Consider the following 22,313-nt stretch of genomic DNA (forward strand, 5'->3'; position numbering starts at 1 on the left):
TCTCTCACGGTCGGTCGTCTCCGTGTCGCGCGGCCAGATCCTCGCTGAGTCCGCGCACGAGCGCTCGTGCCTCGGGCGGGTCGAGGATCTCGATGTGGTCAGCGAACTGGATGAGCTGGCGCACCCCGTCGACCTCGTCGTAGCCGACGGTGATCTTCAGCCCCTGCCGACCCGAATCGTCCGCGCCCCGGCCATAGGCGTCGAATGGTTCGACGCTGAGCAGTCGGCTCCCGAGGATCCGCCGGGCGAGGTCCTCGGTCGCCGTGTCGAGGAGCGCGGTGACGACGACGTCGCGTCGCTGTTCGAGCGCTGAGACGAGGTTGGCAGCCACCTCGGCGAGGGGAGCGCTCGACCGGACCTCCTTCGACTCATCGAGCTCGCGCCACGATTCGAGGCGGGTGAGAGCGAACATCCTCGGGCGCGCGTCGACCTCGGCGATGAGGTACCAGCGCCCGCCGCGGGAGTAGAGGCCGTGAGGATCGACGATGAGGCGCTCGGCATCCGTGCGGCCGCTCGTCCGATACCAGAGGGAGAGACGGTGCCCGCGACGGAGCGCGTCGAGGAGCGATCCGGCCTCGATCGCCCGCTCGGCGTCGAACCAACCCGCGGTGTCGATGGCGACGAGGTCGCTCAGCCCCGGCGACGGACCGTCGGCAGCGGTGCCCCCAGTCCCCGGAGTTCCCGGCCACGGCGCCCGGGTCGAGAGCTTCCGTGCGGCGCTGCGGGTGTGGGCCTCGAGACCCAGCTCGCGCGCACGGGCGACATCGAGGCCGACGAGACCGAGCGCCTCCGTCTCCCTGTCGGAGAGTCGGGCGACGTCGACGTCGGCGGCATAGACGAGCGAGATCCCGCCGTAGCGGCCGCGTTCGGCGACGACGGGGACGTCCGCCTCGGCGAGGGCGTCGATGTCGCGGAGGATGGTGCGCTTGGAGACGGCGAACTGCCCGGCGAGATCGGCCGCCGTCGTCCGCCTGCCTGACTGGAGCACGGTGAGGATCGCGAGGAGTCTCTGCGGGCGCTCCATCGCAGCTCCTCACAATTTCTCGACGACCACACCCAAAGATGACATGGACTGTCACCTTCTGCTGTCACTGTAGTCGGGTCAGCACAGGCATACCAGCAGAGGAGGCAGCCATGCCCACCCCGAACCTCTTCCTCGTCTACGTCACCGACGTCGAGGCCGCGACCGCGTTCTACTCCGACCTTTTCGACATGTCGCCGGCGATGGTCACACCCCGCTATGTCCCCTTCGAGGTCGCCCCGGGTGTCCTCTTCGCCGTGTGGAGCGGGGGCGCCGAGGCGATCACCCGGGCCGGAGCCCGCACCTCCGAGGTCGGACTCATGGTTCCCGGATCCGCTGAGGCGGTCGACGCGGTCTTCGCCGAATGGACGGGCAAGGGCGTCGACGTCGTCGAGGAACCCCACGACGACGTCTTCGGCCGTACCTTCGTCATCGCCGACCCCGACGGCAATCTCATCCGCGTCTCGCCCGTCGACTGAGCTGCGCGTCTACTTGTAGAAGCCCTCGCGGAGGTTGATGCCGTACTCGACCCAGGCCTTGAGCGCGGCGAGCATCCCGGTCCAGCCCATCGAGTTGCCGAAGGCGCCCTCGGCTCCCCCGACGGTCGTCTCCCACGCCTTCTCGGTGATCGTCACCAGGGTCCTGGTCCCGTCGTCGACGGGGGTGAACTCGAAGGTCGTCTCCGTCTTCGGCGCGGTCGTATGCCCGTTGCCCTCCCACGCGATGACGATCCGCTCGTCGGGCACGGCCTCGATGACGTCGACGGGGAACCGGCCGGGGAAGTCCGCAAAGTCCCAGCTCACCTCGGCGCCCTTCTCGAGGCGCCCGCGGGCGCCGCCGGTCGTGAAGTACTTCGAGAGCTGCTCGGGATCGGCGACGGCCTCATAGGTCTCGTGCGGCGTCTTCGAGATGTACCCGGTGACGGTGAAGGAGAGCTCCTCCAGCTGCGCACTCTTGTCGTTCTGCTCATCATTCATGTGATATTTTTATCACATGTCGGTCGGGAAGGGAACAGGTGCGCAGCAGGATTCAGGGGCGGACGCCGATGCTCGTGACGATGCCGTGTTCAAGGCGCTCGCGAACGCCACCCGCCGCCGCATCCTCGACCTCCTCCGAGCGGAGCCGATGACGACGGGTGCCGTCGCCGAGGCGTTCCCCGACCTCGACCGCACCACCGTCCTCCAGCACATCCGCGTCCTCGAACGCGCCGAGCTGCTCACCGGGCGCAGGGTCGGCAAGACGCGGGTGCTCGCGCTCGCACCGCTGCCGATCAAGCGCATCCACGATCGCTGGATCGGCGACTACGCACGGGCGGCGGTCGACATGCTCGCGATGCTCGACGACGAGGGGACCGCGCCGCACGCTGACTGAGACTGCGCGGCTCGGTCGCGCTGGGCGGCTACCTACTGTCAGCGGCTCGGACGACGGTTCGCCGCGAGCCACGAGACGAGACCGGCCAGCAGGAGCACTCCCGTGCACAGAAGGAACGTCGCCGTGTCGCCGAGGTAGGTGAACCCGAGGCCGCCGATGACACCAGCGATGCCGAGTCCGATGTCGAAGCTCATGTTCCACGCGACGCTCGCCCGCCCCGGTGTCCGCGCGGTGATGAAGGCCATGACGAGGCTCGCCGACTGCAGGGTGCCGAGCCCGAGCCCCACGATCACCATCGCGATCCCGAGCACGACTCCCGCGCCGCTGACCGCGGTGACGGTGAGACCGAGAGCGGCCATCCCGACGCCGAGGAGATTGAGGCCCAGAGGCGAGCGCGCATCGGCGACGGCGCCGGCTGCGAACCTGCCGATCACCGAGCACACCTGCATGATGAGGATGTAGACCGCCGGATGGGCGACCTCGCGACCGGGACCGAACCCGACGATGAGGCCGAATGTGATCATGCCGACGAGGAACGGGGCGAGCATGATGAGCAGGCGCAGCGCACCCTGACCGCGCGGCTGCGATGGCGACTCGACCGCCCCCGCGGACTCGGCCGCCCCCGCAGGTTCGACGGCCGACTCGACGGCCTCCGCGGGCTCGTTGTCCTCGGCGCGAGGCACTGTCCCGCCGGGTGGATCGGCCCGCGGCACCGTCCCGCCGCCCACCTCGTCGCCGGGCACCGCCTCGGCGGGCGAGGAGGGGTGAGTACGCCCGGGCAGGAAGCGCACGAGCGTCGGCACCGCAAGCAGAAGCGTCGAGCACGCGACGAGCCGGAACGACCACTCGGGGACGACGCCGATGAGCCACAGCCCGACCGGTGCCCCGACGGCCGCGGCGAGCGAGGTCACCCCGCCGAAGATCCCCAGCGCGCGACCGAGCCTGCCCGCGGACACCGTCCCCGGCACCGCGGCGTTGGCGAGGACGACGAAGAGCCCGAAGCCCATGCCCCCGCTGATCCCGGCGAGGACGAGGCTGAGCAGAGGAGGACCGACGACGAGGCCGAGCACCTGCCCGAGCAGCTGCAGACCGAGGGCGATGAGGAGCGCCGCCCGCAGCCCGAGCCGCTCCCCCAGCCTCGGCGCGAACGGCTGGACGGCGATGACGCCGACCATCATCGTCGTGAGCACGGCCCCGCCGGTGACGGTCGAGAGTCCGTCGGCGACGCCGATCGAGACCATCGTCGAATAGCTGAGGAAGAACCCAGAGAACCCGAACATCGCCGACCACACCAACCCCAGCAGGGCGGGGGTCAGCGTGCGCGTCTCATCGGTTCCGGAGGCCATAGTCGGACCTTACCGCCCCACCTCGCCGAGGCGGTCCCTGGTCTCACATCGCCCATGGTCACCTGCCCTTCCGCGCTCCCCGCTCTGGGTCCGGCGGCCGTTCATCCGGTGTCCCTCGACGTTCTGTAGAATCGCGGCATGACCTCGTCGCAGCTTCCCGAGAACACGTCCTCCGGCCTCATCGACACAGGTTTCGTCCTCCGCTTCGAACCGCTCTACGACCTCTCCGACCTCGAAGCCGAGATCTTCGACGACATCGCCCCCAAGGTCGTGCGCCGCGAGGGCTACAAGCGCAAGAACTTCCTCAAGGTCGTCGAGTGGAAGGCCGTGGCCGTGCTGCCGACCGCCGAGGAGCTCTCCGGCGACGACATCGACTACGTCACCGGGGTCGCCCTCGACGAGGACACCCCGAACCATCTGCGCCTGCCCTTCCTCAAGGTCCTGCCCGGGGTCGGCAATCCGCTCGCCAGCGCCCTGCTCACCGTCTTCGATCCGAAGAAGTACTCGATCCTCGACTCCCGCGCCGTCGGGGTCCTCCACGACCATGGTCTCCTTGAGACGTCCAACCCGAGCAGGGTCGACTACACGGCATACCGGAAGCTCATGAAGTCCCTTGCCAAGGGGGCGAACTGCGCCCCGCTCGACCTCTACCGGGCGCTCATCGCCTACTCCCGTCAGCCGCAGGGCTGACCGGAGCCGCCGGGCTGACCGGGACCACTGGACTGACACGGCCGGCGGTGCGGGTCACCGCGGGGTCAGAGGTGCGCTCAGAGGACGCCCTGCTCGGCGAGCGCGGGGACGACGCGGTCGCGGGTGAGCGGGGCGAACTGCCGCTCGGCGGTGTCGGCGGGCATCGGATCATAGGGGAACCAGCCGGCAGCGGCGATCTCCGCCTGATGGCTGATGTCGACGATGTCGAGGCCCACCGGCAGCCCGTCGTAGCGGAAGACGTCGCCGATGACCCGGTGGTCGGCTTCGTTCGCGGCCGCCGCAGTGAAGGTGCCCACGGGGATGAGCCTCGCCGGGTCGAGCTCGAGCCCGAGCTCCTCGGCGATCTCCCTGATGATCGTCGCCTCGGCGCTCTCCCCCGTCTCCGGCTTGCCTCCGGGGAGCATGAACGATGTCGTGCCCGTCTTGCGCACCATGAGGATCTCGGGACGTTCGGGATGGGTGACGACGAGCGCGCTGACGCGGATGTCCTTCATCGGTTCCTTATCTCCTGCTGACGGAAGGGATCTCTTGCTGACGGGAGGGTCGATCGCTTGCCGGCGGGAAGGTTGGCTCCGGCACGGCGCTCACGCGGGCCAGACCCCGGAGGCGCCGCGACGGTGAGAGCCGATGAGGTGCGTGTCGACCATGCCGATGGCCTCCATGAGCGCGTACATCGTCGTCGGCCCGACGAACCGGAAGCCCCGCTTCTTCAGCGCCTTCGACAGGGCAACGGATTCCGGTCCGGTCGTCGGCACCTCGGCGACCGTCGCGGGTCGGGGCGTGTCGGCAGGCTGGAAGCTCCAGATGAAGTCGGCGATGCCGCCGTCGGAGCGCATCTCGAGGATCGCCTGCGCATTGCCGATGCACGCCTCGATCTTGCCGCGGTGGCGGATGATGCCGGGGTCGGAGAGCAGCGCCTCGATCTCGGTGTCGCCGAAGCCGGCGACCGCCTCGGCGTCGAAGCCGGCGAACACCTCCCGGAAGCGTTCGCGCTTGCGCAGGATCGTCAGCCACGACAGTCCCGCCTGGAAGCCTTCGAGGCTGAGGCGCTCGAAGAGCCCGGACTCGTCGCGGACGGGCAGACCCCATTCGGTGTCGTAGTACGTCAGGAGCAGCGGGTCGCCGTACGCCCACGGAGTGCGGGCGAGGCCGTCCTCGCCGACGACGGGACCACCGGCGGCCGCCCTGCCGTCCGCCGGCGCGCCGCCGGCCTTCGCGCCGTCACCGTCTGTCGCCGTGGGCGTCGAACTCTCCGCCATCCTCAGTCCGTTCCGCCGGTGATGTTTTCCTGCATCTGGAGGAATTCGACGTGGCGTTCGTACTTGTCGAGGACGTCGTCGATGAGCTGGTCCTTCGTGTAGCCCATGATGTCGTAGCCCTGACCGGCACCGCCGTCGAGGTAGACCTCCATCCGGTAGTAGTCCTCCGTCCCGCGCGGGACCCGCCCGCCGAACGAGGGCACACTGACCTTGTGCGGCCACACCTGGTAGCGGAACGGGTACTGTCCCTCTCCGTCGACCTCGAGTTCGACGAGATCGCCGTTCTCGTCGAAACGGCCCTCCGAATCGACGCGTCCGCAGCGCGCGGAGATGCCGCGCTCCCGCATCTCCGCGGCGATCTCGGCAAGCGTCGGCAGGAGGACGTTCTGCTCGTAGTCGCGGACCTTGCTGCCGCTGGGGAACGCGAGGACGCGGGAGAGCTGCTTCTTCCACGTCTCATGCCCCCGGGTCGAGCGTCGGGCCAGGGATCCGGAGAGGCTCTGCTCGACGCTGTCGACCCGGTTGCCTTCGACCCGCAGGGCTCGGTAGAGGCCGATCATGACGAGGATGATGACGAAGGCGAACGGCAGACCCATGATCACCGTCGCGCTCTGCAGCGCCCCGATCCCGCCGACGATGAGCATCGCGACGGTGAGCGCACCGGTGAGCACGGCCCAGAAGATGCGCAGCGACGCCCGCCCGTCGTCCTGCGGGGTGGGCAGGAACGAGGACAAGTTGGCCATGACGAGGGCAGCGGAGTCCGCCGAGGTGACGTAGAAGAGCAGGGCCGTGAGCGTGGCGAGGGCCGCGACGACGACGAAGAACGGGTACTGGGCGAGGAGCTCGTAGAAGCCGCCTTCGGGGTTGAGCATCGTCTGCTCGCCGAACTCCCTGTTGCCGCTGCGGATGATGTCGAGGGCGGAGTTCCCGTAGATCGAGATCCACATGAAGATGTAGATGAAGGGGATCGTCAGAGTGCCGATGACGAACTGGCGGATCGTCCGGCCGCGGGAGATGCGGGCGAGGAAGAGTCCGACGAACGATGCCCAGGCGATCCACCACGCCCAGAAGAACAGGGTCCAGTCCGTCATCCACGTGCCGGTGTCCTCGAAGGCGAAGGTCTGGCCGACCATGTTCGGGAAGAGGCGGAAGAAGTCGGCGACGTTGAGGACGAACGCGTTGAGGAGGAACTTCGTGTTCCCGGCCACGAGCACCCAGAGGCTGAGCGCGATCGCGGCGAAGACGTTGAGCAGGGAGAGGAACTTGATGCCCTTGTCGACGCCGGAGACGGCCGAGAGCGTGGCCACGGCGACGCCGACGACGACGATCGCGATCTGCGAGGCCGTGCTCACGGGCAGCCCGAAGACGACGTTCAGGCCGACGTTGACCATGACGACGCCGATGCCCAGCGAGGTGGCGACACCGAAGATCGTGCCGAGCAGGGCCGCGAAGTCGACGGTGTCGCCGAGCGTGCCCTGCACGCGTTTGCCGAAGATCGGGGCGAGCGCCGACCGGATCGCCAACGGCATGTTCATCCGGTAGGCGAAGTAGGCCAGCGCGATGCCCATGAGCGCGTAGAGACCCCAGCCGCTGAGCCCGTAGTGGAAGAGCGTCCACACGGTCGCCTCGCGGGCCGCGTCGACGGTTTCGGGCTGGGTGCTCGGCGGGGTGAGGTACTGGGTGACGGGTTCGGCGACGGCGAAGAACATGAGGTCGGTGCTGATGCCGGCGGCGAACAGCATCGCCGCCCACGGCAGGAGACCGAACTCGGGCTTCGAATGCTCGGGCCCGAGCTTCGTCGACCCGTATCGGGAGGCGGCGAGGTAGATGACGAAGACGAGGACGATGGCGACGAGGAGGACGTAGAACCAGCCGAACCAGTCCGAGGTCCAGCCCACGACCGCGCCGAGCACGGCTTGGGCGTTGGCCGGGGCGAGGAACGCCCACAGGGTGATGCCGACCGTGCCGACCGCCGCGGAGATGAACACGCGCTTGTTCACCGGCGGCAGCTTCTTCCCGCCCTTCGCGTCGTCCGTGGACTGCTGTGTCTGTGGTGACATCTGCTCGCTCCCTCGTCCGGCGCTGGAGCGCCCCGACATCTCGACTCAGTGCTCTGGCCCGGCGCCGCGCCCAGTCAAGGGGTGGAGGATCAGGTCCGCCTGCGACTTCGTGGGCAACCAACGATGGAGGCTACCATATCGTAATTCCCGGTAGCCTCACAGTGCCGGTGCGGTGACCTCACAGAGACACCTCACAGAGACACGAGCAGCAGCGCGAGCGCCATGACGACTCCGGAGCCGAGGAACGTGATGAACGTGTAGCCGAGGATGTCGCGCATCTTCAGCCCCGCGATCGCGAGCACCGGCAGGGCCCAGAACGGCTGGAGCATGTTCGTCCACTGGTCCCCGTAGGACACGGCCATGATCGCGATCGACGGATCGACGCCGAGCTGGTTGGCCGCGTCGAGCATGATCGGGCCCTGCACAGCGAACTGGCCGCCGCCGGAGGGGACGAAGAAGTTGACGAGTCCGGCCGAGAGCAGGGCGAGGACGCCGAAGGAGACCGGGTTGGCGATCGAGACGAAGGCGTCGGAGAACACCGCAATGAGTCCGGTGCCGCTCATGATGCCGAGGATGCCTGCGTAGAGCGGGAACTGCAGGAGGATCTCGCCGACGTTCGAGGCCGCGTTCTTCGTCAGGTGGATGAGCTCGAAGGGGTTCTTCACGAGCAGGAAGATGAGCGCGAGGAACGACCAGTTGACGATGTCGAGGGTCAGCCCCCCGCCCTGCGCGAAGTGGACGATGAGGTAGGCGACGAGGGCGAGACCGACGATGAGGGTGAGGATGCGGGAGGCGTCGATGCGGTCGGCGGGAGTGAGGACCTCCTCGGCGAAGGAGGGCTGCGCCGAGGGATCGACGGATTCGGGCATCAGGTAGACCGGGGCGTCGCCCTTGGGGGCGATGAGGTAGAAGAGGACGCTGCAGACGATGAGGACGCCGAGGATGGCGAGCAGGTTCCACGTGGAGAAGATCGTCTGGCTCACCGGCACGATCTGCCCGCCGAGGGACTCGGCGAGGAACGAATCCGGGGTGGCCGCGGTGAGCGGACCCGAGCCCGAGTACCCCATGTGCCAGACGACCATGCCGGAGTAGCCGGCGGCGACGAGGAGCGGGAAGTGGACCTTGATTCCGCGCTGCCGGGCCTGGACGGCGACTTCGCGGGCGAGCAGGGCGCCGACGACGAGGCCGAGGCCCCACGTGATGAGGCTGGCGATCGCGGCGACGAGGAAGACGAAGACGTAGGCGAAGGCGGCGCTGCCGGGGACGCGGGCGAGCCGGGTGAGCAGCGCCTGCACGGGTCCCGTGTTCGCGAGGATGTGGCCGAGGAGGAGGATGAGGCACATCTGGGTCATGAATTCGAGCAGACCCGACAGGCCCACGCCCCAGCTCGTGACGACCTCGAGCGGGCTCGCCCCGGTGAGGACGAAGGCGAGGATCGCGACGATGAGGGTGAGGACGATGGCGAAGGTCAGCGCCGAGGGGATCCACCTCTCGAGGACGCGGTTGATCGGGCGCATCACACCCTTCGAGACCGCGGCGTTCTTCTGCTGTGACGGCGACGGTGCCGACATGGGGACCTCCTGCTGGGAAAGTGCTGTGTATCACATCAGGATACAGTGAAGGCGCCGTCCGATCGGACGGCGCCTTCCCCATGCTCGCCGAGGTGGTCGGGCCACGGTCGCCGGTGCGCGGACCCCTCAGCTCACCTCACGCGTGCGATCTCAGGAGTTCTTCTGGAACACGAGCTGCTTGTTGACGAACTCGTCCATGGCCAGCGGCCCGAGCTCACGGCCGACGCCCGAGCGCTTGACCCCGCCGAAGGGCAGGTACTCGCGTGAGCCTTCGGGTGCGTTGATGAAGACCATGCCCGAGTCGATCTGCGCCCCGACCCGCTCCGCGCGTTCGACGTCGCCGGAGAAGACCGCGGCGCCGAGGCCGAACGGGGTGTCGTTGGCGAGTTCGACGGCCTCCTCCTCACTGCCCACCTTGTAGACGATGACGGCCGGGCCGAAGAGCTCCTCGTAGTACCCGCGCATGCCCTTCTCGACGTCGGCGAGGACGACGGGTTCGACGTACGCGCCGCCGCCGTCGTACTTCTTCCCGCCCGCGAGCAGGGTCGCGCCCTGGCTGACGGTGTCCTGGACCTGCTCGACGAAGCGGTCGGCGGCGGCGACCGAGGACAGCGGGGAGAGACGGGACCCCTCCTCGCCGGGCACTTCCGGGGTGGCCTTCTTCGCCGCCTCGGTGATCGAGGTGAGGAACTCGTCGTAGACGTCGTCCATGACGATCATCCGCTTGGGCGAGTTGCATGCCTGTCCCGTGTTGCCCATGCGGGTGTTGAAGAACGTCTTCGCGCTCTTCGCCACGTCAGCGGTGTCGAGGAGGATGTAGGGGTCGGAGCCGCCGAGTTCGAGGACGACCTTCTTGAGGTTCTTCCCCGCCTCGGCGGCCACGGCCGCGCCCGCACGCTCGGACCCGGTGAGGGACACGCCCTGGTTGCGGGGGTCGGGGAGGATGAGATCGGCGACCTGCTCGTTGCTCGCGTAGATGTTGATGTACGCGCCCTCGGGCAGTCCCGCCTCGATGAAGATCTCCTCCATGATCCTCGCCGACCGCGGGCACTGCGGGGCGTGCTTGAGCAGGATCGTGTTGCCGAGCGCGAGGTTGGGCGCGGCGAACCGGGCGACCTGATAGTAGGGGAAGTTCCACGGCATGATGCCCAGCAGCGACCCGACGGGCTTGCGGCGGATCCACGCGGTGCCGTCCTCGGGTCCGCGCAGGGGCTCATCGGCCATGAACGCCTCGGCGTTGTCGGCGAAATAGCGGTAGATGTTCGAGCTCAGAGCGACCTCGCCCTTGCCTTCGGGCACGGCCTTGCCCATCTCGAGCCGGATCACCTCGGCGAGCTCTTCGGCCCGTTCGGCGTAGATCTCGGCGACCCGGGTGAGCAGTCTCGCCCGTTCGGCGACCGGCGTCTGACTCCACTGGGTGAACGTCGTCGCCGACCGGTCGAGGGCCGCGAGGATCTCCGCGTCGGTCGCCGTCGGGAACTCTTCGACGACCTCACCGGTCGCCGGGTCGGTCACGCGATACAGGGTGGACATGATGGACCTCTTCTCTGCTTCGATGCCGGGAATCGCCGGTGACCGCAGACCTCGCCGAGGTGGTCACCGCGTGTTCGTCCCACGCTATGACCGATCCGCGTCCGCGGCAATTCCCCCGCCGAATTCCCAGGGCGCCCTGCAGCCTCCAGGTGCCTGTGCGCGATCGCGCAGGCGGGGACTGCTAAGTTGTCGCTATGACCTCAGTCACAGATCTCGTCAAGCGCTACTACACGACCGTCGACGCCGGCGACCCGGTCGCCACCTCGGCGCTCTTCGCCGCCGACGCCTCATACGACCGCCCCGGCTATCCGACGATGGTCGGCCAGCAGATCACCGACTTCTACCTGGGCGCCCGGGTCATCGAATCCGGGGCGCACGAGCTCACGGAGATCCTCGTCGACCGCGACCGTGCGGCCAGTCGCGGGATCTTCGCGGGACGGCTCAAGGACGGCTCGGAGACCCGCGTCGGGTTCGCCGACTTCTTCCGCTTCGACGATGACGGCCTCATCGCCGAACGGACGACGTACTTCTACACCGCCGCCGTCTGAACTGCGCGCAGTCAGGCACTGCGCCACCAGAGCCCCCGCGCCGTCTGAGCTGCGCGCAGTCAGGCACTGCGCCTCCTCAGTCCGCCTGTCCCCGGGCCTGGAGCACTGCCCGTTGGATGCGGTCGCGCTCAGCGGCTGCCGCAGCGCTCGGCGTCGTCCCGTAGGCGTCTTCGACCTGCGCGTACACCTGCTCCATGGCTGCGTCCCCGAGGTCGAGCGGCAGCGGGTCGATCGCGGCGAACGAGGGTCCGATGTGGTGCATGAATCCGCGGATCCCCTCCTCTCCCCCGCCGAGGTGCATGCCCGCGAACTGTCCCACGGCCGCCCAGCGCAGCCCCAGCGAATTCCGCATCACCGCATCGAGTTCGGCCGCGGTGACGACGCCGTTCTCTACGAGCGCGACCGCCTCCTTCATCAGCGCGTTCTGCAACCGGTTGCCGACGAACCCGCGCACCTCGCGGCGCAGGACGACGGGTTCGCGCCCGCAGCTGCGGTAGAACGCCACCGCGGCCGCGACGGTGTCCTCGCTCGTCCGCGGTGAGGGGACGACCTCGACGAGCGGCATGAGGTGCGGCGGGTTGAAGGGATGGCCGACGATGATCCGGGCCGCGACCGCATCGGGCAGGTCTGCGGCGATGAGCGAGGCCGGGATCGTCGACGACGAGGTGGCGAGCACGGCCTGGGCCGGCGCCGCCTCGGCGAGACGGGCGAAGAGCCTCGGCTTCTCGACCGGGTCCTCGGGTCCCGACTCCTGGACGAATCCCGCCGAGGCGACCGCCTCCTCAAGCGTGGCCGCGGACTCGATCTCCCCGCCGGTCTGCCCGGGCCTGTCCGCGAGATCGGCGGCGACGTCCTCACGGATGCCGGCGACCACCTCGGCGAGGTCATCCCGGGGATCCCACACCCGCACCGGATGCCCGGAGGCAGCGAAGAGGCGGGCGAAGGAGCGGCCGATGGTTCCGGCGCCGATGACGGCGGCAGTCGATGTCATGGGATCAGGCTATACCTCGACCCCGACCAGCGTCCGAGTCGGATTTTCCCTTCGCCGACGCCTCTGACAGGGAGGTTCGGTGGCACAATGTCACCATGGAAACGCGTGCAGGACTGAGAACGGTCGACTCGGAGATCATCGCCCTGGCCGAGGACGAATTCGAGGCCGCCGCCGAGGGTGCGGGCATCATCGTCCGTGAGATCCACACCGCCGCCGAGGCGGCCGAGGCCTCCCTGCTCCTCGACGAGGTGTGGAACGTCGACAAGACGGGCACGAACGTCTTCGAACCCGGACTCATCGTCGCCTTCGCCCACGCCGGCAACTACGTCTCCGCCGCGTTCAGCGCCGACGACCCTGAGGAGATGATCGGCGTGACCGTCGGGTTCTTCGGGCAGCCGCTGGGCACCGTCATGCATTCGCACATCGCCGGGGTCCGTCACGGGCACGTCGGGCACGGGGCCGGGTCGGCGATGAAGCTCCATCAGCGGCTGTGGTGCCTCGAACTCGGGATCACGGAGATGACGTGGACGTTCGATCCGCTCATCGCCCGCAACGCGTACTTCAACTTCCAGCGCCTCGGCGTGAGCATGGTCGAATACCTCGAGGACTTCTACGGGCAGATGCGCGACGGCCTCAACGAGGGTCAGGCGAGTGACCGGATGATGGTCTCGTGGCCGCTCGACCGGCCTGCGCGGGTGCCCGCGGTGCCCGCAGACAGTGCGTTCGCGTGCCTGCGCGCCGATGCGTCCGGCGAACCGCTCATCTCCGAGGTCCCCCGGGAGGCCGCTGTCGTCTCCCTCGACTTCCCCTCCGACATCGAGAACCTGCGCCGCCATGATGCCAAGCTCGCCGCCCGCTGGCGGGTGGCCCTGCGCGATTCGCTCACCGCGCTCATCGCCGACGGCTGGGTCGTCGACACGTGCCTCAAGGGCGGGACGTACCTCCTCCACCATCCGTGAGGCATCGTTCACCTCGACGTCATGTTCGCCCCGTTGAATGGGGCCTCAGCGCCGGTCGCCTCGGTGCGTGAATGTCAGTCGAGAGGAACAGATGAGCAACCGGCACCCCGGCACCGTCGGCGAGGTCTTCCGGATCTTCCTCCGCCTCGGGCTCACCTCCTTCGGCGGACCCGTCGCCCATCTCGGATACTTCCGGGAGACGTTCGTGGCCAGGCGGAAGTGGCTGGACGATGACGCCTACGCCGACCTCGTCGCCCTCTGCCAGTTCCTGCCCGGCCCGGCATCCTCGCAGGTGGGCATGGCGATCGGCCTGCAACGTGCAGGGTACTGGGGTCTGCTCGCGGCATGGTTCGCGTTCACCATGCCCTCGGCGATCCTGCTCGTCGCCTTCGCCGTCGGCATCGACGCCTTCGGGGACGCGATGGGCACCGGATGGCTGGCCGGGGTCAAGGCCGCCGCGGTCGCGATCGTCGCCGGTGCCGTCCTCGGCATGGCGAAGTCCCTGACCCCCGACGCCAAACGCGCGACGATCGCCGGCATCGCGGCCATCATCGTCCTCCTCGTCCCCTCCCCCGCCGTCCAGGTGCTTGCGATCGTCGTCGGCGCCGTGCTCGGTCTGACCTGGCTGCGCGCCGAGGCGGCCGCACGGACCGTGGACAGCGCGCGGTCCGAGTCGACCGCCGCCTCCGAGTCGACCGCCGCCGCAGCGCAGGCGCCTGCCGCCGCGCCGTCGGGCTTCCGGGTCCCGGTCTCGAAGCGGGCAGGGGCGGCAGCGCTCATCACGTGTGCCGCGCTGCTCATCGTCCTGCCCATCGCCTCGGCGCTCACCGGAGATCCGGCCCTGCGACTGGCTGACATCTTCTCCCGGGCGGGCGCCCTCGTCTTCGGCGGCGGGCACGTCGTCCTCCCGCTGCTCGAGACCGAGACCGTGCGCACCGGGCTGGTCGACCACGACACGTTCCTCGCCGGCTACGGTGCCGCTCAGGCGGTGCCCGGTCCGCTGTTCACGTTCGCCGCGTTCCTCGGCGCCTCGACGACAAGCGGCCCGACCGGGGTGCTCGGGGCGACGATCGCCCTCGTTGCGATCTTCCTGCCGGCCGGTCTGCTCACGGTCGGCGCACTGCCGTTCTGGCAGGGTCTGCACCGTTCGGTCCACGCGCGCCGGGCGCTGCTGGGTGTGAATGCGGCGGTCGTCGGCCTCCTCGGCGCGGCCCTCTTCGACCCCGTGTTCGTCGAAGGCGTCACCTCCCCGGCCACTCTCGCGATCGCTCTGGCCGCATTCATCGCCCTCACACGGTGGAATGTGCCCGCGTGGGCGATCGTGCTCGGTGCCGCAGGCATCGGGGCCATCGCCCTCTGAGGTCTACAGGCCTGACTCGAGCCTCGCTCGGGCGCGACCCACGAGTGACTCAGCCGTGCGCGCTGTTCACCCCTGCGTGAGCGCGAGGGAGAACTCGACGACTCCGGAGTCCTCGACGGAGACGAAGCCGAGGTTGGGCGGGGCCACCCCGAAGTCCTGCCACGTGACGTCGATGGCGCCGACGACGCTGAGTCCGTCGTTCGTCCGCGTCGTCGTCGCCTGCGCGGTCGTCTCCTGACTCTGCCCGTTGATCTCGAGGGTGCCGGGGATCTCGACCTCGGCCGACCCCGAGTCCCCGACGGCGGAGAGGTCGACGGGACCGGTGGCGGTGAACGTCGCCTCGGGGTTGGCGCTCGTGTCGATGGCCTGCGAGGTGAAGTAGCCGTCGCGGCGCGAATTGTCGGTGGCCACGGTGCGCAGGTCGACCGTGACGGTGCCTGCCGTGAGCTCGGTGCCCTCCACGGTCACGGAGCCCGTGACGTCCTCGGTGCGTCCGACGACGGTGACGTTCTCACCGTTGAGCACCTCGTCGACGCGGTACCCGGCCTCAGAGCCGTCCCCGATCGTCCATTCCCCGGCGATCGCTCCCGCCGAGGCGCCCCCGGTCCCGGTCTCGGCCGCGACGTCCTCCTCGGCGAAGGACTCCGGTGCGGCCGAGTTCTGGGAGGAGGCGTAGAGCCGGGTGCCGATGATGGCCCCGCCGATGAGCAGGACGATGACGAGGATCGCGATGATCCAGGTGAGCGGTCGGGAGCGGAGCGGATGGCGAGAGTTCGTCATGCAACCACGGTACAAACTTCAACTACCTGCTCGGAAGACCTTCCGTCCTGCCGAATCCCTGGGACTCCAGCGCAGGATTCCCAGGGATTCGACAGTCGGCGGGGATTCGTCCCACCCGCAGGACCTCTCAGCGAAGAACCTTCAGCCCTCGTTCTCCCAGTTCTTCCGCAGCAGCTTCTTGTCGAGCTTGCCCACCGAGGTGCGCGGAAGCTCCTCGGTGACGATGATCTCGTCGGGCAGCTGCCACTTGGCGAAGCGGTCGCCGAGCACCTGAACGATCTTCTCCCGGGTCACCTCGGCGCCGTCATTGGCCACGACGTAGGCGACGGGACGCTCCTGCCACTTCTCGTCGGGGACGCCGATGACGGCGGCCTCCTTGACGTCGGGGCTGTCGAGGATCGCGTTCTCCATGTCGATCGAGGAGATCCACTCGCCGCCGGACTTGATGACGTCCTTGAGGCGGTCGGTGAGCTTGAGGTAGCCGTTGGGGTAGATGACGCCGACGTCGCCCGAACGCCACCAGCCGTCGAGGAACCGCTCGGAGTTGTCCGGCAGCTGGAAGTAGGATTCGGTGATCCACGGTCCCCGCATGAGCACTTCGCCCATCGACTTGCCGTCGCGGGGCAGCTCCTCACCGGTGGGGTCGACGACCTTGACCTCGACGCCGATGACCGGCAGACCCTGGTAGCGCTTGAAGTCCCAGCGCTCCTCCTCGTCCATGTCGAGGCTCGGTTTGATGTGCCAGTTCGTCGTCGCCAGCGGCGTCGTCTCCGTCGCCCCGTAGCCGTGGATGACGTCGGCGCCGGTGATCTCCTTGAACCCGCGCATCATCGACAGCGGCGGCTCGGACGACCCGGAGACGAGGCGGACACCGCTGAGGTCCGGGGGTTCGGGCATGTTCTTCATCATCTGGAGCATGGGGGCGAAGATCGCCGGCGCGCCGTTGGCCAGGGTGACCTTCTCGGCGATGAACGCCTGGGCGATCGCCCCGAACTCCTCGGCGGCGAACTTGCCGGGCAGGACGAGTTTGGCTCCGGCGGCCACCGCGTTCTGCGGGAAGCCCCAGGACAGGACGTGGAACATCGGGGTGATCGGCATGACGGTGTCGGAGAACGTCGCCCCGAGGGCGGCGAGCCCGCCCATGGTGTGCAGGTAGATCGAACGGTGCGAGTAGTACACGCCCTTGGGCCGACCGGTGGTGCCCGTCGTGTAGCCGGCGTAGGCGGCCGTCTTCTCGTCGACGACCGGCCAGTCGTAGGTATCGGGCTTGTCGCCGATGAGGTCTTCGTAGAAGACGACGTTGTCCAGGGTCGTCTCGATCTCCGCCGACGGCTTGTCGGTCATGACGACCCAGCCCTTGACGTCGAGCTTCGGGGCGAGCTTCTCGGCCACCGGCAGCAGCGACTCGTCGACGAAGATCCAGTCGGACTTCGAGTGGCTGACGACGTAGGCGAGGTCCTCGGGTGCGAGGCGGAGGTTGAGCTGGAGCATCGTGGCCGCGAGGCCGGGCACGGCGAAGTAAAGCTCGAAGTGACGGCGGGAGTTCCAGTCGAGGACGCCGACCATGGAGCCGGCGCCGACGCCGAGTTCGCTCAGCCCGTGGGCGAGCTGGGCCATCCGGCGCCATTCGTCGGCGTAGTTCGACCGTCCCCACGAGCCGTCGGAGCGGCGGTAGACGACTTCCTGTTCGCCGAAGGTCAGGGCGGCGTGCCGGATCATCGAGGTGGTGTTGAGCTGGTAGCTGTCGCCGAGGGTCGACGGGATGCCAGTGAGCATGGGACTCCTTTGTTCGTTCACTCGTCTGCGGTGGCGGGGATGTGGCTGCGGGGAGGCCGGGTCGGGCGATCGCCCTGGGGTGGGCGTCTATTCTCCTCGGAAGCGAGGGGTGCGTTTCTCGATGAAGGCCGACACCCCCTCGGCGAAGTCGCGGGTGCCGCGCAGGTACGTCTGGTCGGCGGATTCGCGGGCGAAGGCGTCCTCGAGCGAGGTCAGGCTCGCCTCGTTGATGGCCGACTTCGTGCGGGAGAACGCGAGCGGCGCGCCCTGCGCCCACTGTCCGGCGAGCTCTCGGGCACGGTTGAGCTGCTCACCGGCGGGTACGACTTCGCTCGCGAGTCCCCAGTCGAGGGCTTCGGGTGCCCACACCTTCTTCGCCGTCAGCGCCATCGCCATCGCCCGGTGCCGTCCCGCCGAGGCGGCCACCAGTGCGGTGGCTCCGCCGTCGGGCATGAGGCCGATCTTCGCGAACGCGAGCATGAGGTAGGACTGTTCGCTCATGACGACGTAGTCGCAGGCCAGCGCCAGCGAGCAGCCGATGCCGGCGGCCGGTCCGGAGACGGCGGCGATCGTCGGGACGGGGACGTCGATGAGGGTGCGGATGATCGCGTTCGCCTCGTCGAGGTCGAGGCTGACGTCTCGGCCCTGCCCGGTGTCTTCGGCGCTGACCGAGCTCTGCAGGTCGGCTCCGGAGCTGAAGGACCGGTCGTTGCCGGTGAGGACGATGGCGCGAGCACTCTCGGCTGCCTCGGTGATCGCGTCGCCGAGGTCGCGGAAGGCCTCGCCGGTGAGCGCGTTGAGGGTGTCGGGACGGTTGATCGTGATGGTGGCGACACCGTCGCTGTGATCGGCGAGAACACTCGGGGGCAAGGCGGCTCCTTCGGACGCGGACGTTTTCCCTGCCGCAAGCTTAACGCACGTTAAGTTGATCTGGGTCACAGTTTCGCAAACGTCGCCCGGCAGACGAGGACCTACCGCAGGGTCGCGGGCAGCTGCGCCGGCGTGAGCTCCCGGTTGGCGTAGACGAGGCGCACGGCGGTGGCATCGGGATTGCCCGCGTCGGGTCCGCGGTAGCGCAGCCGCAGGCCGACCTTCTCGGCGACCCGGGCCGAGGCCGTGTTGTGCTCGAGCAGGTAGGCGACGACCGGCAGCGTGGGGTCGACCTGACGGGCGCGGTCGATGGCCAGCAGCGACACCGCGGTCGCCAGTCCCCGCCCCTGTGCCTCGGGCGCGAAGCGGTATCCGAGGTTCCAGAACGCGTCGGGACCCTTCGGCTCGGCCTCGGTGCCCCCGCGCAGGCTGCACCCGGCGAAGCCGATGATCGGACCCGACGCGACCTCGCGGACCATCCACATCTCCAGACCGTCGCGTTCCCACCTGCTCATCCGCCGGGCCAGTGTCGCCGCCGCGTCCTCGCGCCGGGTCACGCGTCCCGAGGGGAAGTGAGTCCACACGCGCGGGTCGCTCTCGATGGCGAAGATCTCATCGACATCGTTCGGGGTCGGCCGGTCGAGGACGAAGTCATCGGCGGTGATCTCAGGCATCAGCGCGCACCTTTGCCCCCGCCCGTCGCCGCGATCGCTGCGCTGATCGCCGAGTCGAGGTCGGCCCAGAGGTCGTCGACATGTTCGATGCCGACACTCAGTCGCAGCAGGCCCTCGGGCACGGACGTCGGCTCGGAGGCGTGGCGGCGCCTGCGTTCGATGAGGGATTCGACCCCGCCCAGCGAGGTCGCCGGAGTCCACAGGCGCACCGCCTCGGCGATGGCGGTGGCGGTCTCGGCCGAGGCGACGGTGAACGCGACGATCGCCCCGAATCCCGACATCTGCGCGGCTGCGCGCGCATGACCGGGGTCGCCGGGCAGACCCGGGTAGCGGACCTCGAGGATGTCGGGGCGGGCGGCGAGGCGTTCGGCGATGGCCTGCGCATTGGCCTGTGCCCGCTCGAGGCGGACGGAGAGCGTGCGCATCCCCCGCAGTGCGAGCCACACCTCGAAGGGGCCAGCGATCGCCCCGCGCATCGCCCGCTCGGTCAGGAGCGTCTCGCGCAACCCGGGGTCGCGTGAGACGACCGCGCCGAGGACGACATCGGAGTGCCCGGCGAGGTACTTCGTCACCGAGTGGACGACGATGTCCGCGCCGAGGTCGAGCGGGGTCTGGAGCAGCGGGGTCGCGAAGGTGTTGTCGACGGCGACGAGGATCCCGCGCTGCCGGGCCGCGTCGATGAGGGCGGGAACGTCGGCGACCTCGAGCATCGGGTTCGTCGGGGATTCGATCCACAGCATCGCCGAGGCGGTCGTGCCCGTCCCGGCGGACGCACCCGTACCGGTGGACCTACCCGACTCGGCAGCCGAATCGAGGGCGGCGACGACAGCCTCGGTGTCGGCGATGTCGACGCTGAGGACCGCGAACCCGGCACGCTCGGCGAGCTCCTCCGCCGACTGCAGCGAACCCTGGTACGCGTGCCGGGGCATGATGAGCGTGCCGCCGCGGGGAATGAGACTGAGCACGGCGGCGATCGCGGCGAGGCCCGAACCGAAGACGAGGGCCGGCACCTCGGCGTGCTCGAGCTCGGCGAGCGCCTCCTCGAACGGTGTCCATGCGGGGGTCGCGAAGCGCCCGTAGCCGAAGGGCGCATCACCCATGTCGGTCGTGCCGATGAAGGTCGAGGAGAGCTCGACGGGAGGATTGACCGAGGCTCCGGGGACACGAGGCGGCCTGGCCGCTTCGACGAGAACGGTCTCCGGTGAGTAGGCGGGTTCGCGAGTCGTCATGGGCCCAATATAGGGGGTCGGTCCGCTGCCGCGCCGCGGCCGCTCACCCGCGGGCGCTCGTCATGTGCTCGAGCAGCGCTCGGGCGCCTGCCGAGAGCCGCCGCTTCGGCGACCACAGCGCGTGCAGCAGCCGGTCGAGGTCGAGCGAATCGTCGACCGGCAGGGGCACCAGGCGGTTGGAGAGGACGTCATCGCGCAGAGCGAGCTCGGAGAGGACGACCGGGGCGACCCCGGTCGCCGCCGCCACCTTGAGCGCCGAGTTCGACCGGTACTCCCCTGCCACGCTCGCCCCGCCGAATTCGGCGAGCGCGGTGTCGATGGCCTCCCTGGTCCCCGACCCGACCTCCCGGACGAGGAGCGGTGTGGCGGCGAGCGCCTCGGCGGACAGGGGCTCGGTCCACCGCCCGGGGAACGTCGGGGCGGCGGCGATGAGGAGACGGTCGCGGCCGATCACGGCCGTGGGGAAGCCGGCGGGCAGGGACACCGATTCGACGAGTCCCAGATCGCAGCGCTGCGCGCGGACCTCGGCGACGACGGCGGCGGAGTTCTCCACCCCGAGTCCGACGTCGACCCCCGGGTGCGCCGAGGTGAAGGTCGCGAGATACCCGGGCAGGAGGTACTCGGCGACGGTGAGGGAGGCGCACACCCGCACCGTGCCGGCCCGCGCCTCCTGGATCGCACGGGTGCCCGCGTTGAGGGCGCTGTAGGCGTCGATGACCTGGGCGGCCCATTCGGCCACGGCCTGGCCTTCGGCGGTGAGCTCGGTGCCCCGCGGTGAGCGCTTGAGCAGCGGGACCTTCAGGTCCCGTTCGAGGTTCGACAGGCTCCGGGAGGCGTTGGGCTGGGCGAGTCCGACCGCCTCGGCGGCCTGGCCGATCGAACCGGCGCCCCCGGCGAGGGCGACGAGAAGCCCGAGGGCCCGCAGCTCCGGCCACCGCTGCATGTCCGAGACGTCGCGCATACCCTCCATCATGGCATATCAGATCGATATGGGTCGAGACGTTTTCGCTGTCTACCGCCGAGGTTGCCGACGGGGAAGACTGAGAGCATGCACCGCATCACTCCCCTGCTCCCCGGTCTCGGGCTCGCCGCGCTCGCCGCGGCGATCGCGTGGCCGCTGTCCATGCTCGCCCCGGTGATCTCCCCGCTGCTCGTCGCCATCATCCTCGGCATCGCGCTCGGCAACGCCGCCCCCGACCTGCCCGCAGCGCTCAAACCCGGACTCGACTTCGCCGCGAAGCCGCTGCTGCGCTTGGGCATCGTCGCCCTCGGGGCGCAGGTCGTCTTCGGCGACATCCTCGACCTCGGCTGGCCGGTCATCGTGCTCGCCGCCGTCGTCGTCGCCGTCGGCGTCGGCACGAGCATGCTGCTGGCGCGGGTGACCCGCGTCGACGGCGATCTCGCCCTCCTCATCGGCTGCGGGTTCGGCATCTGCGGCGCCGCCGCCGTCGCCGGCATCGAATCGACGGTGCGCGCGAAGAAGGAGGACGTCGCCGCCGCGATCGGCCTCGTCGTGCTCTTCGGCACCGTGATGATCGCCGCCGTCCCGCTCATCAGCTCGGGCCTGGGTCTGAGCGAGGCGACCGCGGGCATGTGGGCCGGCGCCTCGACGCACGAGGTCGCCCAGGTCGTCGCGATCGGCGGCATCATCGGCCCGGCCGCCCTCGAGGTCGCCGTCCTCGTCAAGCTCGCCCGCGTCATCATGCTCGCCCCGACCGTGGCGATCATCGGACTCGCGATGCGCCGTGCGGAGAACCGGGGGCGGTCCTTCCTCGCCGAGGAGGCCGTGCCGTCCGCCTCGTCCCCGACCTCCGAGACGTCCCTGACCTCCGAGGCTGCGCGGGGTTCCGGTCCCGGAGCAGCCGACTCTCCGGCACCCGCCGCGACCGCCACTGCCGCCTCGGCGAAGCGGCCCCCGATCGTTCCCCTCTTCGTCCTCGGATTCCTCCTCATGGCCGCCCTGCGGACTGTCGGCCTGCTGCCTGAGGCAGCCGTGACCGGTCTCGGCTGGCTGCAGACCGCGTGCCTGTCGATGGCGATGTTCGCCCTCGGCCGCGGGGTGCAGTGGCGTGCGCTGCGCAGCCTCGGCGCCGGCCCGATCGCGCTCGCGACGATCACCACCGTCGTCGTCGCCCTCGTCGCCCTCGGCGGTGCGCTGCTGCTCACCTGAGCCCGCACCGCCTCGGCGGGACGGACACTTGCGGCCTGCCTCGGCGGGATGATCACTTCTCAGTGGACCCCGCGGTTCGCGTAC

22 protein-coding genes are annotated in these 22,313 nt (G+C 69.4%); 7 read left to right on the forward strand and 15 right to left on the reverse strand.

What is annotated here, in order from left to right; genetic code table 11:
• Positions 1–4: 4 nt before the first annotated feature.
• Positions 5–1,024, reverse strand: a complete 1,020-nt coding sequence (locus AAHA49_RS03260) for a helix-turn-helix transcriptional regulator (RefSeq protein WP_063248882.1) — start codon at positions 1,022–1,024, stop codon at positions 5–7.
• A gap of 110 nt (positions 1,025–1,134) precedes the next feature.
• On the opposite strand from AAHA49_RS03260, the gene AAHA49_RS03265 reads away from it, so the two are divergent.
• A complete protein-coding gene (locus AAHA49_RS03265) occupies positions 1,135–1,500 on the forward strand; it encodes a VOC family protein (protein WP_063248881.1) in 366 nt (121 codons plus the stop codon).
• Positions 1,501–1,509: 9 nt separating this feature from the next.
• Here AAHA49_RS03265 and AAHA49_RS03270 read toward each other — a convergent pair whose 3' ends face one another.
• Positions 1,510–1,998 carry an SRPBCC domain-containing protein gene (locus AAHA49_RS03270; protein WP_063248880.1) on the reverse strand — a complete coding sequence of 163 codons (489 nt, stop codon included), beginning with the start codon at positions 1,996–1,998 and terminating at the stop codon, positions 1,510–1,512.
• 16 nt (positions 1,999–2,014) lie between these two features.
• On the opposite strand from AAHA49_RS03270, the gene AAHA49_RS03275 reads away from it, so the two are divergent.
• Positions 2,015–2,392 carry an ArsR/SmtB family transcription factor gene (locus tag AAHA49_RS03275; RefSeq protein ID WP_063248879.1) on the forward strand — a complete coding sequence of 126 codons (378 nt, stop codon included), beginning with the start codon at positions 2,015–2,017 and terminating at the stop codon, positions 2,390–2,392.
• Between the two features lie 38 nt (positions 2,393–2,430).
• Here the strand turns inward: AAHA49_RS03275 and AAHA49_RS03280 are convergent, their stop codons facing one another.
• Positions 2,431–3,738 (reverse strand): MFS transporter, encoded by a 1,308-nt coding sequence (locus AAHA49_RS03280; RefSeq protein ID WP_063248878.1) that lies wholly within the window; start codon positions 3,736–3,738, stop codon positions 2,431–2,433.
• Positions 3,739–3,876: 138 nt separating this feature from the next.
• Between AAHA49_RS03280 and AAHA49_RS03285 the strand changes: the two genes are divergently transcribed.
• Complete coding sequence (locus tag AAHA49_RS03285) at positions 3,877–4,428, forward strand: hypothetical protein (RefSeq protein WP_063248877.1); 552 nt, start codon at positions 3,877–3,879, stop codon at positions 4,426–4,428.
• A 77-nt stretch (positions 4,429–4,505) separates the two neighbouring features.
• On the opposite strand, the gene AAHA49_RS03290 is transcribed toward AAHA49_RS03285, so the two are convergent.
• From AAHA49_RS03290 to AAHA49_RS03310, 5 genes are all read right to left on the reverse strand, one after another.
• Positions 4,506–4,943 (reverse strand): NUDIX hydrolase, encoded by a 438-nt coding sequence (locus tag AAHA49_RS03290; protein ID WP_167559933.1) that lies wholly within the window; start codon positions 4,941–4,943, stop codon positions 4,506–4,508.
• A gap of 90 nt (positions 4,944–5,033) precedes the next feature.
• The gene (locus AAHA49_RS03295) at positions 5,034–5,708 is read right to left on the reverse strand and encodes a DNA-3-methyladenine glycosylase I (RefSeq protein ID WP_227007017.1); all 675 of its coding nucleotides are present in this window, start codon (positions 5,706–5,708) and stop codon (positions 5,034–5,036) included.
• A gap of 2 nt (positions 5,709–5,710) precedes the next feature.
• On the reverse strand, positions 5,711–7,768 hold the full coding sequence (betT, locus tag AAHA49_RS03300) for a choline BCCT transporter BetT (protein ID WP_167559931.1): 2,058 nt from the start codon (positions 7,766–7,768) through the stop codon (positions 5,711–5,713).
• A gap of 191 nt (positions 7,769–7,959) precedes the next feature.
• The gene (locus tag AAHA49_RS03305) at positions 7,960–9,339 is read right to left on the reverse strand and encodes a short-chain fatty acid transporter (protein WP_342037185.1); all 1,380 of its coding nucleotides are present in this window, start codon (positions 9,337–9,339) and stop codon (positions 7,960–7,962) included.
• Between the two features lie 150 nt (positions 9,340–9,489).
• Positions 9,490–10,872: an NAD-dependent succinate-semialdehyde dehydrogenase gene (locus AAHA49_RS03310; RefSeq protein ID WP_342037186.1), complete on the reverse strand. Its 1,383-nt coding sequence runs from the start codon at positions 10,870–10,872 to the stop codon at positions 9,490–9,492.
• 194 nt (positions 10,873–11,066) lie between these two features.
• Here AAHA49_RS03310 and AAHA49_RS03315 point away from each other — a divergent pair, with 194 nt between their 5' ends.
• Entirely contained in the window at positions 11,067–11,420 is a 354-nt protein-coding gene (locus AAHA49_RS03315) for a nuclear transport factor 2 family protein (protein WP_342037187.1), read from the forward strand.
• A gap of 76 nt (positions 11,421–11,496) precedes the next feature.
• On the opposite strand, the gene AAHA49_RS03320 is transcribed toward AAHA49_RS03315, so the two are convergent.
• On the reverse strand, positions 11,497–12,411 hold the full coding sequence (locus AAHA49_RS03320; protein WP_342037188.1) for a 3-hydroxyacyl-CoA dehydrogenase NAD-binding domain-containing protein: 915 nt from the start codon (positions 12,409–12,411) through the stop codon (positions 11,497–11,499).
• A 95-nt stretch (positions 12,412–12,506) separates the two neighbouring features.
• Here AAHA49_RS03320 and AAHA49_RS03325 point away from each other — a divergent pair, with 95 nt between their 5' ends.
• Together AAHA49_RS03325 and chrA are read left to right on the forward strand one after the other, a co-directional pair.
• Positions 12,507–13,370: a hypothetical protein gene (locus tag AAHA49_RS03325; protein ID WP_342037189.1), complete on the forward strand. Its 864-nt coding sequence runs from the start codon at positions 12,507–12,509 to the stop codon at positions 13,368–13,370.
• Positions 13,371–13,461: 91 nt separating this feature from the next.
• On the forward strand, positions 13,462–14,730 hold the full coding sequence (gene chrA, locus AAHA49_RS03330; protein ID WP_342037190.1) for a chromate efflux transporter: 1,269 nt from the start codon (positions 13,462–13,464) through the stop codon (positions 14,728–14,730).
• A 66-nt stretch (positions 14,731–14,796) separates the two neighbouring features.
• Here chrA and AAHA49_RS03335 read toward each other — a convergent pair whose 3' ends face one another.
• The 6 genes from AAHA49_RS03335 to AAHA49_RS03360 form a co-directional block, all read right to left on the reverse strand.
• The gene (locus tag AAHA49_RS03335; protein ID WP_342037191.1) at positions 14,797–15,510 is read right to left on the reverse strand and encodes a YceI family protein; all 714 of its coding nucleotides are present in this window, start codon (positions 15,508–15,510) and stop codon (positions 14,797–14,799) included.
• Positions 15,511–15,651: 141 nt separating this feature from the next.
• Positions 15,652–17,286 (reverse strand): long-chain-fatty-acid--CoA ligase, encoded by a 1,635-nt coding sequence (locus AAHA49_RS03340; RefSeq protein ID WP_342037192.1) that lies wholly within the window; start codon positions 17,284–17,286, stop codon positions 15,652–15,654.
• 87 nt (positions 17,287–17,373) lie between these two features.
• A complete protein-coding gene (locus AAHA49_RS03345; protein ID WP_342037193.1) occupies positions 17,374–18,156 on the reverse strand; it encodes an enoyl-CoA hydratase in 783 nt (260 codons plus the stop codon).
• 101 nt (positions 18,157–18,257) lie between these two features.
• Positions 18,258–18,830, reverse strand: a complete 573-nt coding sequence (locus AAHA49_RS03350) for a GNAT family N-acetyltransferase (protein ID WP_342037194.1) — start codon at positions 18,828–18,830, stop codon at positions 18,258–18,260.
• Positions 18,830–20,059: a trans-sulfuration enzyme family protein gene (locus tag AAHA49_RS03355; RefSeq protein WP_342037195.1), complete on the reverse strand. Its 1,230-nt coding sequence runs from the start codon at positions 20,057–20,059 to the stop codon at positions 18,830–18,832. The genes AAHA49_RS03350 and AAHA49_RS03355 overlap by 1 nt, the downstream gene beginning before the upstream one ends.
• Before the next feature lie 43 nt (positions 20,060–20,102).
• On the reverse strand, positions 20,103–21,020 hold the full coding sequence (locus tag AAHA49_RS03360; protein WP_342037196.1) for a LysR family transcriptional regulator: 918 nt from the start codon (positions 21,018–21,020) through the stop codon (positions 20,103–20,105).
• 87 nt (positions 21,021–21,107) lie between these two features.
• Between AAHA49_RS03360 and AAHA49_RS03365 the strand changes: the two genes are divergently transcribed.
• Positions 21,108–22,229: a YeiH family protein gene (locus AAHA49_RS03365; RefSeq protein WP_342037197.1), complete on the forward strand. Its 1,122-nt coding sequence runs from the start codon at positions 21,108–21,110 to the stop codon at positions 22,227–22,229.
• Positions 22,230–22,313 lie beyond the last annotated feature (84 nt).

The organism is Brevibacterium ammoniilyticum, from assembly GCF_038429965.1.
GTDB lineage: Bacteria > Actinomycetota > Actinomycetes > Actinomycetales > Brevibacteriaceae > Brevibacterium > Brevibacterium ammoniilyticum.